The organism is Acidobacteriota bacterium (assembly GCA_040754075.1).
Lineage (GTDB): Bacteria > Acidobacteriota > Blastocatellia > UBA7656 > UBA7656 > JBFMDH01.
Map to the genome: position 1 here is coordinate 76,207 of JBFMDH010000004.1, position 15,520 is coordinate 91,726.

General features: G+C 50.9%; 8 protein-coding genes. 7 read left to right on the forward strand and 1 reads right to left on the reverse strand.

Translation table 11 applies throughout. The annotated features are described in order from the left end of the window. Window positions 1–41 precede the first annotated feature (41 nt). The 5 genes from AB1757_06015 (at window position 42) to AB1757_06035 (ending at window position 11,432) form a co-directional block, all read left to right on the forward strand. Complete coding sequence (locus tag AB1757_06015; GenBank protein MEW6126577.1) at window positions 42–7,817, forward strand: hypothetical protein; 7,776 nt, start codon at window positions 42–44, stop codon at window positions 7,815–7,817. A 12-nt stretch (window positions 7,818–7,829) separates the two neighbouring features. After that, window positions 7,830–9,668, forward strand: a complete 1,839-nt coding sequence (locus tag AB1757_06020; GenBank protein ID MEW6126578.1) for a hypothetical protein — start codon at window positions 7,830–7,832, stop codon at window positions 9,666–9,668. A 75-nt stretch (window positions 9,669–9,743) separates the two neighbouring features. Further along, a complete protein-coding gene (locus tag AB1757_06025; protein ID MEW6126579.1) occupies window positions 9,744–10,154 on the forward strand; it encodes a hypothetical protein in 411 nt (136 codons plus the stop codon). A gap of 36 nt (window positions 10,155–10,190) precedes the next feature. After that, window positions 10,191–10,811: a phosphoribosylglycinamide formyltransferase gene (gene purN / locus AB1757_06030; GenBank protein ID MEW6126580.1), complete on the forward strand. Its 621-nt coding sequence runs from the start codon at window positions 10,191–10,193 to the stop codon at window positions 10,809–10,811. A gap of 471 nt (window positions 10,812–11,282) precedes the next feature. After that, a complete protein-coding gene (locus AB1757_06035) occupies window positions 11,283–11,432 on the forward strand; it encodes a hypothetical protein (GenBank protein ID MEW6126581.1) in 150 nt (49 codons plus the stop codon). Window positions 11,433–11,502: 70 nt separating this feature from the next. On the opposite strand, the gene AB1757_06040 is transcribed toward AB1757_06035, so the two are convergent. Beyond that, window positions 11,503–13,689, reverse strand: a complete 2,187-nt coding sequence (locus tag AB1757_06040; protein ID MEW6126582.1) for a glycosyltransferase family 39 protein — start codon at window positions 13,687–13,689, stop codon at window positions 11,503–11,505. 459 nt (window positions 13,690–14,148) lie between these two features. Between AB1757_06040 and AB1757_06045 the strand changes: the two genes are divergently transcribed. Together AB1757_06045 and AB1757_06050 are read left to right on the forward strand one after the other, a co-directional pair. Beyond that, window positions 14,149–15,027 carry a sigma-70 family RNA polymerase sigma factor gene (locus AB1757_06045; protein ID MEW6126583.1) on the forward strand — a complete coding sequence of 293 codons (879 nt, stop codon included), beginning with the start codon at window positions 14,149–14,151 and terminating at the stop codon, window positions 15,025–15,027. Window positions 15,028–15,148: 121 nt separating this feature from the next. Next, on the forward strand, window positions 15,149–15,442 hold the full coding sequence (locus AB1757_06050; GenBank protein MEW6126584.1) for a zf-HC2 domain-containing protein: 294 nt from the start codon (window positions 15,149–15,151) through the stop codon (window positions 15,440–15,442). Window positions 15,443–15,520: the final 78 nt, after the last annotated feature.

A 15,520-nucleotide genomic window follows, 5' to 3' on the forward strand; every position in this document is an offset into this window, starting at 1 on the left:
ATTAGCCAAAAGAGAGGCTAATAAACGATAGGTTGAAAACTATGCGAAGACGAATCTATTTAGCGGCGATATTGTTGATTGCGGTGACGTCCGTTGCGGTGGCGACACTGGTGGCGGTGCAAAAAGCTAAACCGAAATCAACCGGAACTTCTTCAACGGCGGCGCAGAAAAATGCTGCGCAGAAAGGCGCAACTCCGGCGAAAGGCGCTGCCACAGCGCAAGCGCCGATTCGACCTGCTGACCCGAATCGCGCGCCGCAAGCGCAAGTCGATGAGGCGCTTTTCACCAATGAAGACTTCTTCGGCGTGAACGCATCGGTTGCGCGTCCTTATGCGGTTGCCCTTGAACGTGTCGGAACACTTGCAACCCAATATCCCAAAGATGCGCGGCTCAGATTATATTCGGCGCGACTCGCTGAACGCCTCGGTCAATTCGATAAAGCCACCACTGAAATGAATCAGTATGCCGAACTCAAAGGTCGCTCGCCCGACGCACTCAGAAGACTGGTTCAGTTTTATCACAACCGCGCCCTTCACACCGACGAAGTAAAAACCCTTCGCAGTCTCGCACAGGCAATGCCGGTCAGCGAACGCGCGCCGATTTATAAACAAGCCGCCACCCTGGTTCGCACCTACGCGCTCAAAGAATTCAAACCCGCAGATTTTTTTGCCGAACTGGTCGCCGCCGATTCGTCAAATGTTCAACCCGTCAAAGATTATGTTGAAGAGTTGAGACTGGCCAAACAGAACCGCGAGGCCTTAGCGGTTCTTGCCGAATTTCAAGCGAAATTTTCAAGCGACCTCGCCTACTTTTTGAAAACCCGCGCCGCAATTTACGAAGAACAGAATGACCGCCGCGCCGCCGAAGCGGTTTATGCGGATTCATTCGACCCCAACTGGTCGCGCAAAATCAGTGGCGATTACTATGAACTGCTCCGACGATTCGGGCGTTATCGCGTGGCGCGTCGCGGCTTGCAGGAGCGTGTGAAAGCGGGGGCGACCGATTTACCAACTACGGCGCGGCTTTTCAGTTTTCTTTCATACGAAGGTAACTACGCGCAGGCTTCACAGGTCTTGCGCGATCTGGAAGCGCGTCGCGCCGGTCGTAACCTTGCTTCAACGACCAATACCAATCAACCGCAACCGGTGCGCGCCGCATCCTGGACGGGGCAGGAACTCGAACAGACCGCCGCGATGTTTGCCTCCATCGGTCATTTCGATCAAGCCTCGCGTTATCTTTACACCCTTTATTTACTGGGCAAATTGCAACCCGCGACAGTCTCGCGCGAAGCCGCGCTTTTTCGTCTGTTTAAAGTCATGATTGATGCCGAAGGCACGCCCACGCGAGTCGGCGCTGGCGACCTGTCGTTTTACAAAGACATTGCCGAAGTTGACCGTCATCCCGGTTTTATGAACGGCGTGCTATCGTTGATTCTGGCGAATACCGAACCGGCGATGGAATTTGCTACCGAAGAGAAAGCCGCCGCAGGCTATTTCAATCGCGCCTTCGCTTACCGAATTTTCAATGCCTTCAAACTTGAATTTCCACAATCGAAAAATTTGGGTGAAATGTATCTCGGCATCGTCAACGTCTTTGCGACGATGGGCGAACACAAACTGGCGATTGCCACAGGTCGCGAATTCCTCACGAAATTCCCCGATTCATCAAGCTACATTGAGGTGTCGCTCAAAATCGCCGATTCATACGTGGCGCTTGATGACCGCGTAAACGAACGCGCAACGATTTTGCCATTGCTCGACCGGTTGGCGAAAAATCGCCCGCGCGGCACCCCACTTATTCCTTCGTCGGCGAAGCGTTGGGCTTACACCATCTCACCGGGCTTCGATGCAATGTTCGATAAAATCAAATACACGCTTGAAGCCTATAGCGACACTTACGAGCCGTCGAGTGACAAATCCGATTCGGGCGGTGATGAAGAGTACGACGAAGAAGAGGGCAGTTATTCCAATGCCTCAACGCCGAAACCGGGCGTCAGTTATAGCCAGGTGCTTGAGCGTTATGTTTCGTCGCTTGCCACCGATGATAAACAAAAAGAGACCGTCGCCTTTTTCTGGGCGGAAATTAAAAAGCATCCGAAAGATGAAGGCTTATACGAACGCTTTCTCAGTTGGCTTGGACAGGCGCAACTCATCAATGAACAGCTCAAGGCTTACAATCAGGCGATTCGCGAATTCAATTCCAATACCTGGTATCACCGACTGGCGCGTTGGTACGTGCGGCAAAAACGCGGCAGAGAGTTGCAGCAATATGCCAAACAGTTAATCGGCGTTTTCGATGAAGAAGAGATTTCCGATTATCTCTATCGCTTCGCCGGATACGGCGGCACCGCCGAAGGCGATTCGCTCAACTGGGATCAAAAACTCGCTTTCGATTTGTACGATTACGCCCACAAACGTTTTCCGCGCAATCTCTTTTTTGTGCGCGGCATGCTCACCTATCTCTGGAACAACCGGAATACGGCGGAATGGGAAAAACTCTCGCAACAATATTATTTCGCCGACCGTTCGATTCGCGAACCGTATCTGGCATGGCTCTCGAAACAGAATCAACTGCGCGATAAGTACCAGCAATCAAGAAATCAGAAGTCAGAAGCCACAGGTCAAAATAATTCGACCAATATCCCGAAGAATTTCGCTTATCAAACATTCGCTGCCGATGCGGCGTTGTGGCTCTCACATCACGATGAATCGTTGGATGTCTATCGTCAATTGAACGCGCTCTATCCCGGCGAAACCCAATATGCCGACCGTCTGGCGGATTTGACGCGCTCGTTTGGACAGACCTCCGACAAACTGTTTGAAGAATCGGCGAAGACCTTTGAACAAATGGCGGCGGTCTATCCGGCAAATCATGACTATCGCATCAAAGCCGGTGAAGTGTACGCCCAACTTGGCGATTTCAAACGCGCAGGCGAACAGTGGGATAAACTGATTCAAATCGAACCCGGCGACCGCGAAACCTATCTGGAAGTCGCAACGGTGTACTGGGATTACTATCAATTCGAGCAAGCCTTGCGGGTCTTTGGCGATTTGCGCCAAACGACCGGCGACCCGAATATTTATGCCTACAGAATGGGCGCGGTCTATGAAGGCAAAGGCGATATGGACTTGGCGATTGCCGAATATGTCAAAGTCTTGAATGAAGCGGGCGCTGGGCGCGACACGGTTTCAACCAGGCTTGCGCAACTGGCGCGACGCAAAGGACTCGAAGAAAAAATTGTCGCGACTTATAACCGCGCGCATTCAGCGAATCCTAATGACTGGCAACTGGTGATTGGTTATGCGAGTTATTTAGCCGAACGCGAACGCACCGCCGATGCTTTAGCATTGATTCGCCGCGAGATTGATAAATCCGCCGACATCGCCTTTTTAGAGACCACACGCGACCTGTTCCGTTCGATTCTTCGCCCCGAAGATGAACTGCAAGTGATTGCGCGACTCGCGAAAGCGGCGCGCGATGAACGCGAAGCGATGATGTATAGATTGCAGAACGCCGCATTTCTGGAACGGCGCGGCAAGGTTGATGAAGCCATCGCTATCGTTGATAAGTTGGTCGCCGAATATCCGACCAATGTCGGCGTTGTTGAAGAGTCCGCGAAATTTTATTGGCGCGCCGGACTCATCGACCGTTCGCTCGATTTATACAAGAACACGCTGGCGAAAGCGCAAGGCGAAAACCTGCGCACCGTCACCTTGCAACTGGCGCGGCGTCAGGCTGAAGCGAGTCGTTTGGATGATGCGGAAAAAACTTTGCGGACGTTTTATGAAACTCACCGCACCGATACCGAAGCGTTTGCGAAACTCGCGGAAGTGCTCGGCACTGCTAACAAACTTGATGCGCTCACAGAACTGTACAAAGCGGGCTTGAAAGATATGCGCGAAGTCGGCGGCGATGAGGCGAGAGATAAAATCGCGGAACTGCGCGCCGGGATGATTCAAACCTACGACAAACTCGGCAAGTACACAGATGCCATTGACCAGCACATCGAAATCATCAATCAATTTCCCGAAGACGAAGCGAAACTCGCGGCGGCATTCGATTATGCGGAAAAGCGTCAGCAAGTTGACCGCTTGATTGGTTACTATCAAAAACTCAGCAAGGATGCGTTCAAAAATTATCGCTGGCAACTGGTTTTGGCGCGAATGTACGAACGCACAGGCAACGTCGCGGGCGCTTCCGAACAATATAAAAATGCGGTGGCGAATGAACCCTCACGCGCCGAGTTCCGTTTCTCGCTGGCTTCGACACTCGCTAGACAACGGCGATTCGATGAAGCGATTGCCGTGTTGCGCGATGGGTGGACAATTTCGGGACGTGACCCGCAGTGGTTGGTTGAAGTCGCGCGTTTGCAGGTTTCGCAAGGCAAACGCACAGACGCCGTCGCCACCATTCGTCAGGCGCTTGCGGCAAAGAAAAATCCCAAAGCCGAAGATGAACTCGCGATGGCAGGAAAACTTTCTTCGTGGGGACTCAATGCGGAAGCCACAAGGTTTTACGAAGAGATTTTTGCGCGACTGCCGAAAGTGTTAAAAGACGAATACGTTTCCGCTGATACGAGTGTTAAAGGTTATGTCTTTTCGTTGATTCGCACTGACGCGATGCCCACGGTTTATCAAAAACTGCAACGCATGCGCGAACAGTACAAAGCCATCAGCGATAACTCGAAAGAGACCGATGCCTACAAAGCAAGAAATTTCGTCAATGCCCTGGATTCGGCTCTGAGAGCCGATTTCGGGCAAGGGGTGCTGGATTTTGCGAGCGCCCAGGATGCCGTGGCGATTGCCTCGGCAATTCAAACTGCGACGCAAAAATATCAGCTTTACACCGATAAAGATGAATTGTTGCGTTATATCGGAATTGCGCATGGCGCAGGGCTTGTGGAAACCGAAGAGAGCTTGCTTGCGCGCATCAAAGACCTGGCATTCAAAGCCCGCGCCAAACCCGAAGACACCAAATGTTACGCGGAACTGCGCGCCTTGATGAGTTTTTACAATCGCCGCGCGCAATACGCCCGCGCGGCTGAAGTGTTAAAGAATGAATTTGCAAACGATAGATATAAAGAGCGTTTCGACTATCAAAATCAAATCGCTAATGAATACGCCTTGGCGGGCGATAAAGCGAAAGAGACGGATGCCTTGCGCATTGCCTATACCAACGCAAGCGGCGCGTTAATCAATGCCGGTGAAGTGGATTGGGTCAAACGTTACTACACGTTGTTGTACGAAACCGGCAATCGCGATGAACTGCAAAAACTGGCTTCGGCTTATAATCCATACCAATTGCAACTGGCGAACTTTTTTATTGAAAAGAACGAAAAAGATTTGGCGCGCATAGCGATTGCTCATGCCAATCAATCAGCCGCGTGGGTCGCATCAAGAAGCGCCGAAGTCGGTCTTTTCCTGAAAGACAATTCGTCGCAAACCGAAAACTTTTTCAAGACCGCGTTGGACATTCGCCCCATCGGGCAGATGCTCGGACGCAAAGTTGATCAAAATGCCACCTTGCTGGGTGATGACTGGTTTTACGCGGCGCGCAATTACGGATACTGGCTTGGCAACAACGGGCGTGATGTTGAAGGTCGCAAACTGACGCCTGCGGAAATCGAAGGCAATCCGTCGGATGAGGCGGCGCAACTGGAACTCGCGGCTTATTACCTCGACCGCAAAGATACCAAACGGGCGTTAAGTCATGTCGCGCTTGCCGCCGAACTTGCGCCCAATGAAAATCAGGTGGCATTGATGCGCGGGGCGGTGTTGCTTGCGGAAGGCAATAAACAGGGGGCATTTGAGGCGTGGGGGGCGATGATGAACGGGCGCGTCAGTGTTGATGATGCCGAGAGTTATTTGAAGGTCATGGCAGATAACGGATTTTTGAAAGAGTCATTGCCACTACTGGAAAACTTCATCATCGCTTATGTCAATCGCCCTGTAAAAAACAGTCAATACGAAACCCGCATGGAAGCCCTTGAGCCGTTGATTCGCGAAATCGTCAATCGCGCAAGCGCCGGTACGCTTGGCGCGGTGGCGGCGTCTTTGGACAAAGTGATGAGCCAGACGCCCAACGATATGAGCATCGGGCGTTTGATTGTTGAAGAACGTTTGTTACCTGAAAATCAACTGCTCGGTATCTATCGCACGATTCATCAGAAATTCGCTGATGCGGCGACGGCAACTTTCGGCACGCCGGAATACGAAGACGGAACTTATGTTGGCGGCGTGTTTGTGTACCCTGCGAGAGATTTGAGCGAATGGCGGAGAATGTTTCTCGACCATCTGATTCGCGCCAAATTGCTCGATGAAGCGAAACTGCTGGTGACGACCATCAAACAGGAACAGGCTGATATTGATTTGGCACTGGAAGAAGCCGATGAAGAAGCCACCGATTATTATGAATGGTTGCCGCTGGCTTCGGCGCTGGTTGAACTTCGTCGCGGGCAAAACGCGCAGGCAGCGATTGCCGAGTTGCGCGATTATTGCGGACTGAGCAGCGAAAATCAGGAAGCCGATGAAGGATATGAATCATCCGACCAGGCGACCTTGCACGAGCATTGCTTGAAAGCTTATGCGTTGCTGGTTCAGGAAAAACGTGAAACCGAGGCGGAGAGTTTGTTGTATGACGCTTATCGCAAAGCGGCGCGTAATCGTTATGCCAGTGACGCAAGCCTCGCGGGACTGGCGGAAATCGAAGCGCGTCGCGGGCAAACGAGCGAAGTCTCAAGACTCCTGAAACTCATTGTTGAGCGTTCAACCGATAATTTGCGGGCATTGAAACTTGCAGCCGAAACCGCCGCCAGACTCGGACGCTTTGCCGATGCCATTGACTTTCGCGAACAGATTGCCATCTCTACTCCCGATGATGCGACCAACAAAACTGAATTGGTGCGCCTGATAGCGGCTGCCGGTCGCAACGCCGAAGCGGTTGACCGCGCCATTGCCTTGTTAAATGAACGGACGACCCCGAACAGCGCGCGCGCGCAGATTGCCGAAGTGATTGGCGAAATCGCTAAAGTTGACCGCGCAGCGGGTGAGCGGGTGATGCGAATGTCTCAACAGGAAGCCGGAGCCATGCTTGCACGCGCGGCGTATGAAGAAAGCACCGGCAATCTCGACGGCGCACGGACAATACTTGAACGCATTAAAGGACCGCTTGAAGCAGTCGCGCAACTCAAACTCGGCGTGATGATGCGAAACAGCAATCGTGATGCCGAGGCGGTTAAAAATCTGGAACGCGCATTGTACCTTGATGCCGATGGTTTGTTGACTTCGGCAATTCAATATCGCGCATCAACGACGCGGGCGCATTTGATTATGGCTTACAGTCGTTTGCAACGTGACACGGCGGCAATCCGTTTGACCGAAGGTGAAACCAGCGGCTCAGTGTTGAGCGCAGCGGCGCGGCAGATTTTAAATGCCGCAAACAGTAGCGACGAGGATGAGCAACAAACGATTGAAGGCATGGTGTTTGAACCGGCGCTTGCGGTGGTTTCCGGCAAAGTGCAGGGCTTGCCGACGCTGGCAGACCTCAATCAAACGGTGTCTGTGAAATTGCAAAGCGAACTGCTTGCGGCGCTTGCCGATTCATCCGCGCGACTCGGAAGACTTGACCGCGCCCTCGCGCTGGAACGTCTGCGTGTGGCAGATGAAAAACAACCGCAGGAAAAAACGGCGATAGAAAAACGCATTGAAACGTTTCTGGCTGCACTTCGCCAACGCGAACAGGCGAATACGGCGCTGCTGCGTGTGAATACCGCAAACGCCACAACCGCGATTTATTCAGCGCGTGTATTGGGGAATTAAGGAGAGCCATTTATGAGAATATCGAAAATTTTATTACTGATTGCCATTGCCGTGTTGGCGCTGTCGCACAAGTCTGATGGACAACAGGCGCGACCGGTCAGTGAACAACTCAGGCTGGCTGCGGTGATGCCGCGCGGCGCGATGGTCTATTTGCAGGCGCGTGATTTGAGTTTGCTCATGAAGACGTGGCTCGCTTCGCCTGTACATAATAATTTTTACGAAAGCGCCAGTTTTAAAAATTTCGAGAAGTCGAATGTGGCGCTCAAATTTCAATCGCGCAAAGAGGAGTTTGAAAAGGCGCTCGGTTTCAGCGTCGATGAAGCGCGACTGGCGAACTTGGCGGGCGGCGCTTCGGCGGTAGCGATTTATGACATCGGCAAACTCGAACTGGTGTTCGTTACCGAGGTCACACGCGAAAAGGCGCTCCTTAATACGCTGTTTCAGAATCTGCCGCAATTTCAGGAACGCCCGGCAAAAGATGGCTCTTATTATGTTCGCGAAGTCACAACCGATGCCGGACGCTTAACGCAACAATTCTGCTTTGCCCATGTTGACGGCAAACTGATTGTCACGACCACCGAAGGCTTGATGATTCGCGCGCTGGCAAATGCCAAAGCCGCAGGTGAAGACGCCTTGCTTTCGGATGTCCTGGCAATCACCAATCAGGCGCGGAGTTTCAATGCGCAGGATGTGACGCTCTGGTTAGACCAGACAAAACTCAATCGCAATCAACTTTTCAGAAGCTACTGGATTTACGGCAATATCAAAGCGCAATCGGCGGATTCGCTTGCAAAAATCGAAAGCGGCCTGATCAATTTGAAATTTGAAACCACGGGCATCACCGAGCAACGTTGGTTTAAACTCGCAGGCAGCGAGCGCGTCGGGCATTTGAACAGCGAGCAATCAACGGCGTTTTTGAAATTCGCGCCCCGCGATGCCCAACTGGTCGAAATGCATGCAAGCAGCGGCGCGGCATTAAATGAAATCGCTTCGCAGACCCTGTTTGGCAAAGCCTTCGATGAAAAGGCAGTGGTTCCTGAAAACCAGGATAACGAAGATTCCGATTCGGATGAAAGCGAAAGCCGCAGCGCCAGACGCGCCGAACGTTATGCCAATCTCGATGCGCGATTCGATAAAGATGTCGATGACGCCCAGGCAAAATCAAAAAATAAAAATCCGCAATCCGCCGAAGGCTTGAGCCTCTCCCGCAATCCGCAAGTGACTAATCCGCTTGAGCCGATTCTCAACCCCGCCGTTTCTTATGCAGAGATGGCGCGTTCCAAAGATGAAGTCGGCAAACCGTTTGTCCATTTTGAACGCGCGGTGGTCATCGAGATGAACGGAACGATTGATAAAGCCGCGCTTGAACGAACGATTGCCGCAGAGATGCGCGAACGATTTGTAGTCGCAGGCATTGACCCGCAACTTGTCTGGCAGGATGAAGGCAGCGTGCGGTTCCTTGCCCAATCCCTGTTGGAACAGGGCGCGGCTTATGCGATTTCCGGCAAATATCTGGTCTTGTCTTCAAGCAAGGAATTCGCGCGTGACATTTTGCAGGCTGCGCAAACCGCCGATGCCAGAAACCGCTTGGATGGCGACCTGGAATTTTATGCCATTGTCAGGCTCGCCGCCGCCAAGCCGGTGTTTGATAAACTGATGAGAAAGCTTGATGGCAAAGTTGACAAACCGGTCGCCAAGAAAACTGATGATGAAGAAGCGGGCGACGAAGAGATTAAATTTTTCAGCGATAATCTCTCAAGTTTTGTATCGGCTTCGGCGATTCGCGAAATGCGCGTTCGTCGTAACAGCGCCGCAGGCATTCTTGCCGAGCGTGTGGTTTATACCTATTGAGATTGTTGCGCGTTAAGCTGACAGGCTGGTATTTTCTTTGTTTCATAAAATCAGCTTTTTATTAACGAGGGTTACATGTATCGAGTAATGATTCTGTTTATTGGTCTGGCAATTTTGCCGGCCTGTTCATTAAAACCGCGCCAAGCCCCCAATGATGATGTGGACAAAGCCGCCATTCTGTTTTTTCAACGACTGGAAAGCGAACAATACGACAAAATTTATAATGATGCCGCAGAGTCTTACAAAAAGACTTATGCGAAAAGTGATGCGATAGAGGCTTTCAAACAGATTGCCGCAATGGGCAAGACCACTCAACCCAATCGCGTGGAAATGCGTTTGGAAACCGAAGATGGCAAACGTGTGGCATTCCCGAAATTCGCGATTCAGTACGGACAGGTTCCCGGTTCGATTATTTTCAAATTTGTGGATGAAGGCGGCGAATGGAAGTTGGGCGGCTTTGATGTCAGACAAAAAGGACTCAGCTAAGCGCGCGAGTCGTTCACCTGAAAATCATCACATCTTATGATCAAACCCAAAATCGGCATCTTAATTTCAGGGCGCGGCTCGAACCTGGTGGCTTTGCTTGAAGCTTGTCGTGACGGAAGACTGTCAGCCGAATGCGCGCTGGTGATTAGCAATATCGAATCGGCTGCGGGGCTTGGGAAAGCTCGCGAATTTGGCGTTGAAACGCTGTTTATCAGTCATAAAGGTCGGGGACGCGAAGACCACGATGGCGAGATAGTCGGGGAGTTGAAAAAACGCGGCGTGTCACTTGTTTGTCTTGCGGGTTATATGCGGCTCGTCAGCCCGTATTTCGTGCGCGAATTTCCCAATCGGATTTTAAATATTCACCCGTCCTTGCTTCCGGCTTTTCCGGGACTCGATGCGCAGAAGCAGGCGCTCGAATACGGCGTAAAACTCACCGGCTGCACCGTGCATATCGTGGATGAAGAGCTAGACCACGGGGCAATCGTTTTACAGCGCGCCGTTGAGGTTCTGGATACAGATACGGTAGAGAGCTTGTCTCAACGTATCTTGGAACAGGAGCATCAAATTTACCCGGAAGCGGTGGCGCGCGTTTTGAGTGAAGGATTTCAGGTCGCCGGTCGCCGGACGTTTTTCAATTCAGCGGAACAAAATTGAGTTCATTTAGCTGTATAGACTGATTCATCATTGACGCGGTCAGAGACCGCTTATTCAACGGAAATAACTGTTTTGAAACTCTCGAAGAGAGCGCGGCTCAATTCTATGATGTCGTAGTTGAGAAAAAATCTTTGACCGCATCATTCATTGGTCGGAACCCGACGCTAAATCGATTGCGGTTAATATGTCACGATGCAGGTTGATTGAGTCTATAAAAAGATTAAGGCAGCGACCCAAGTGTCGGACTGCCTCGAATGAATGATTCTACCAGCGTTAATTTTTAAGTGGGTCGCTGCTCGTTTGATTAGAGCTTTTGAATCAGCAAATCCGTTGCCTGCGCCAATAAAAATTTCTATTCCTTTTTATTCTTGGAGTACGGTTGGGGCAAACGGAGTTAATTTAATCATTTGCCAACGCGCCATCGCTCGGAAATTCCTCGAATATATTTCGGCGAAAGAATAGCAAAAGCGGATGACCCATCTAAAGCAGATGGCAATTGTTTGTCTGAAAATCAAGGCGAAGCGTTTGAGAGTGCGGCGACTGGTCGCAGCTTTTCGTTTGCCGCAAAGCGGTCAGGTTCTCGCCAGGCTGAGTGATTCTTTTGCCAATGAAAAGCGGTAATCGTAGCGTATCACTCAACGGTTGCCGCACTCCAAAGCAGATGCATACCTATACGCAATTGATTGTACGGTCATTTGATTTTATACAGAATATAACCCATTTGATCCGTATAAATGGGTTCGAGAAAGTTCCGGCTATAGATGTCGAAGGTCGTCCAGTTTCGCAGTTGCACCCGATAATCCGGCATCGACGTTGACCGCTTTCCGGAGACATTCGGGTAATTATCGCGCCCCATCAGCGCCACCCATTTGAACAGACTGTCGGTGAAGAGAATATGGGTCACGCCTTGTCGTTTCAAATCTTCGCTCACCTCGTTGAAGGATTGATTACGAATCAGCAAACGCCGCCATTCGGTTGAATCCCAGTTCACTTCCGCCAGATAGTCGCGTTGCAGACCGTAAGACATCTGCGCGCCAAGCATGAGAATGCGGGCATTCGTTGGCAGTTGATGGTTGATGAAATCGAGCGGCGGGAAGTAGAACTGTGATTTCATAAATGCGCGCCTGGAAATTTTACCGCCGATGAAATCCACAGCGCGCGCTTTTTGCATCTGCTTAAAATTCAAGTAACCGCTATAGCCAACCGCTGTGCCAACGATTGCGCCAATCAACAAAGTCGTGATCGGAACCAGAATTTTTCGCCACTTGAATTTTTCACTCCACTCGATGGGTTTACTCAAAAGATAGGCAACAATGACGGTGAGCGGCGGATAAACCGGCAACAGAATACGCCCGACCCATGAAGTCGAAGTCACCGATAGAAAAAACGCGACGCTGAAAAACGCCAGCCATAGTAACCGGCGGCGTTTGAAAAACAGCAATGCCAGCGGGGTGATAACGAATAGATAATTGGGATAATGAAACTCCTCTGCCATGTTATACACATCCGGCTTGGTGAAATACTCCCACACTCTCAACGGATGCCGTTTGATCCTGAGCATGGCTTCCCGCGCCAGTTGTTGTTGTCTGAGGCTTGCAAGTCCCATATCCTCGGCGCGCGCATCTTGATAAAACTCCTCCAGTTTTTTTTCGTCTTCGGCATTAAAATAGCGAACCTCTGACGCCTTCATCTCGGCGACTTCACCGGTGACGAATGGATAGACGGGATTGTGAAACCAGAAGGCGTTTTTAATAAACCACGGCGAAGCGACCGCTGCCGCGATTGCCGCATAAACCAAGCCGCGTTTGATAATGGTCAGAAAACCGGTTGACCGCCGGATGAAACTTTCGACCAAATACATCACCGCAAGCAAGAGTAGCCAAATTCCTGCGGTGTATTTCACCCCCAGGCTCAGACCGGATAGGGCTGCCGAAATGTACAGCCAGGCTGATTTTTGCGACTCGAAATAAACCATCATGGCGTAAGTGGCAAGGAAAACTCCCAAGGCAAGGGTTACATCTACGCGGGCGGTTACCGCGACTTCGACGACCATCCCCGCGCCAAAGAAAGCCAACATCGCAATGACGCCTACACGATGCCCGAAAAACCGTTTGCCAAACGCATAGAGCGCCAGCAAGCCAAGCACAGCTAAAATCAAACTGAATAGCTTGCTGGCAATATCGGCTTTCGCCAGCAGGCAAACCGCATAAATCATCTGAATCAGAAAGGGACCATTGCCTGCCCAGTTATCCAGAACCGGATAGACGCGACCCTGGTCAACGAATTTCTGAGCGACGGACAGGTGATAAATCGCTTCATCGAACGAATGAATGGGAGTTGCCGCGCGCAACAACAGATTGATGATTAAAGCAGCCAATAAAAGTGCAAGCCCGATGCGCCATCTGGTTTTGATGGCGGCAAAAAACAGGCGCTCAAGGGTGTTGAATAATTCGGGGATTTCGCGAAATGCCACGGCGAGTAAAAGCGCCAGTAAAATGATGACGGGTGCGAGGCGAAGTAAGCCCATCAAGCCGAGAAACAACACGCCAAGCCCGATGACCCCGATGCCTGATAGGGATGAAAAAGCCAGCTCTTCTGCGGGGCTGTCAAAGACGATACCCAATAGACGAAAAATCCGGCGACCAACACAAAAGCCAATAGCGGTAAGCAATAATGCCAGCGATAAATCAAAGACCCGGTCAAGCGTTAATAGCGCGCCAACATAATCTTCGTTCAGCTTGATGACTTGCAGGTGCACAGTCAACGCGGCAATAAAAACCAAACCTGGCGGCAGGGTGAAAATTAAACGGCGAGTCAGGCGCAAGCGTTTATCGGATTGATCAGCTTCGTTGGTATTCGCAGCAACCATTTCATTCATAGTAGTGGCTCTGATTTCTTACCGGTTGTTACCTTCCGGTTGAGATGCGGCATTCTACACCGATTCATAAATCCTATACAAAGTGGCATCCGCTTTTTTGAATCATCATTAACATCAATTAACACATCTGAGCCAGACAGGGATGATGGAGTTGGTTGATAAAATTAACCCGCGTAAATTTTTTTGCAAAATCTGTTACTTTTTTGCAGAATATCTTCCGCGATTGTTGTCCTATAAAATCAGCGGGGAATACTTTCGAGTATCGGGTGACTATTTTTTGTTACCGGTTGGGTAAACCATAGCCATTCTCACATTCACTAAAATTTATTATAGACCCGTATTTCAAAGGTTTTAGAGCGCCATAGGTTTCTCGCCCATCGGTAGCGTAGAGCATTTTTGGCTCCACCTCACCGTGCACAGGTTAGACCGTTGATTTTTGATTTTGTGGAGGCAGATTTAATGACGGACCTTCTCCCAGCCGGTCTGGATGCTTTGATCATTGAAGCTTTTGAAGCAGGACGCAAGTTTTACCCCCAACTGGAACTTGAGCTTCCAGTCTATGGTTCGCGGATTGTTAAGGTGTTGCAGGAACGTGACGAGGTGACGGACGAGGCGTTTTCCGCCCTGTCCCGTTTCGCGCACTTGCACACCAATGATTTGTTTCTGGCGCAAGCCTGCGCCCAAGGCAACAATGAAGCCTGGCGCATCTTTAATCGGCAATATGCCAAACTGATTTTTAATACCGCTTTTTATCTCTGTAATCAACGCCAGTTGGCTGAGGAGATTGCGCAAAGCGCCATTGGTCATCTATTCCTCACGGATGATTCGGGGTTGCCGCGCATTCACTCTTATGACGGGCGCGGGTTGTTGAGCAGTTGGGTGAGAGCCGTAGTCGCCCATCGCGTGTATAACGAAGTGCTCCTGAAGCACCGGCAGTTCCTAAGCCTTGAGGCGCTCAGACAAACCCCGGATAGCGATGGCATCCGACGATTGGAAACCGGCATTCGCGCCAGTCGTTACGAAGCGATGATTCGCGAGACGCTGGCGACGATTGGCGAAGGGCTGAGCGATAAAGAACGCTGGTTTCTGATTCTCTATTATGTTGAAGCGTTTACCGAGCACGAGATAGCCGGACTTTATAACAGCAGCCGTGCAAAAGTGAACTATCAACTGAGTCAGGCGCGTAAAAAACTGCGCCAGGAAATCACCGGCAAACTCCAGCATGCCTTTCAACTCAGCGAAGCGGCTTTACAGGAATGTATCATCGAGTTGTGCGAGAATCCGACGTATGCCTTGCAATTCCTGTCAGGGGCAACCGGTGACCAAGTAACCATCTAATCTGATCAGCGACCCCTAACCTTGGGGTCGCCGATTTCATCATGCAAACCTTCTTGGGGTGAGCCATTTTGACGAGCCGCAGGGTCGAGAAGAAAACCTCCATACCGGAGTGGGGGCGATTATGATAAAGTTGCAGACCTTGAAGCTCAGAGTGGCAGCGCGACTGGAAGATGTTTTCCTCAGACGATGGCTGCGGTGGCGCGGTCGCTCAATCAAAGGAGAGCGCGTGAAAGAGGAGTGTGCCAGCCTGGAAGCTATCGCCGCCTTTGTTGACCATGCCTTACCCCCCAGGGAACAAGCTCAACTTGAAACTCACATGATTTATTGCGCGCGTTGTCGTCAGATTTTAGTGATGGTGTTTCGCAGCAAACAGGCAGTGCCTGACCCCGATCCGTTTGAAGCCGAATCCCGATAAAATCTTTTGCGGTTGATACCCAACGTTTCGCTTCCAAAAATATTTGCCAAAAAAGTAAATAAAATCGCAGCAAAAACC

Excerpts from the sequence above, each read along its gene's own strand:
- AB1757_06015 (MEW6126577.1), top strand. The coding sequence starts at position 42 with ATGCGAAGACGAATCTATTTAGCGGCGATATTGTTGATTGCGGTGACG.
- AB1757_06020 (MEW6126578.1), top strand. The coding sequence starts at position 7,830 with ATGAGAATATCGAAAATTTTATTACTGATTGCCATTGCCGTGTTGGCG.
- purN (MEW6126580.1), top strand. The coding sequence starts at position 10,191 with ATGATCAAACCCAAAATCGGCATCTTAATTTCAGGGCGCGGCTCGAAC.
- AB1757_06050 (MEW6126584.1), top strand. The coding sequence starts at position 15,149 with ATGATAAAGTTGCAGACCTTGAAGCTCAGAGTGGCAGCGCGACTGGAA.
- AB1757_06035 (MEW6126581.1), top strand. The coding sequence starts at position 11,283 with ATGACCCATCTAAAGCAGATGGCAATTGTTTGTCTGAAAATCAAGGCG.
- AB1757_06045 (MEW6126583.1), top strand. The coding sequence starts at position 14,149 with ATGACGGACCTTCTCCCAGCCGGTCTGGATGCTTTGATCATTGAAGCT.
- AB1757_06025 (MEW6126579.1), top strand. The coding sequence starts at position 9,744 with ATGTATCGAGTAATGATTCTGTTTATTGGTCTGGCAATTTTGCCGGCC.
- AB1757_06040 (MEW6126582.1), bottom strand. The coding sequence starts at position 13,689 with ATGAATGAAATGGTTGCTGCGAATACCAACGAAGCTGATCAATCCGAT.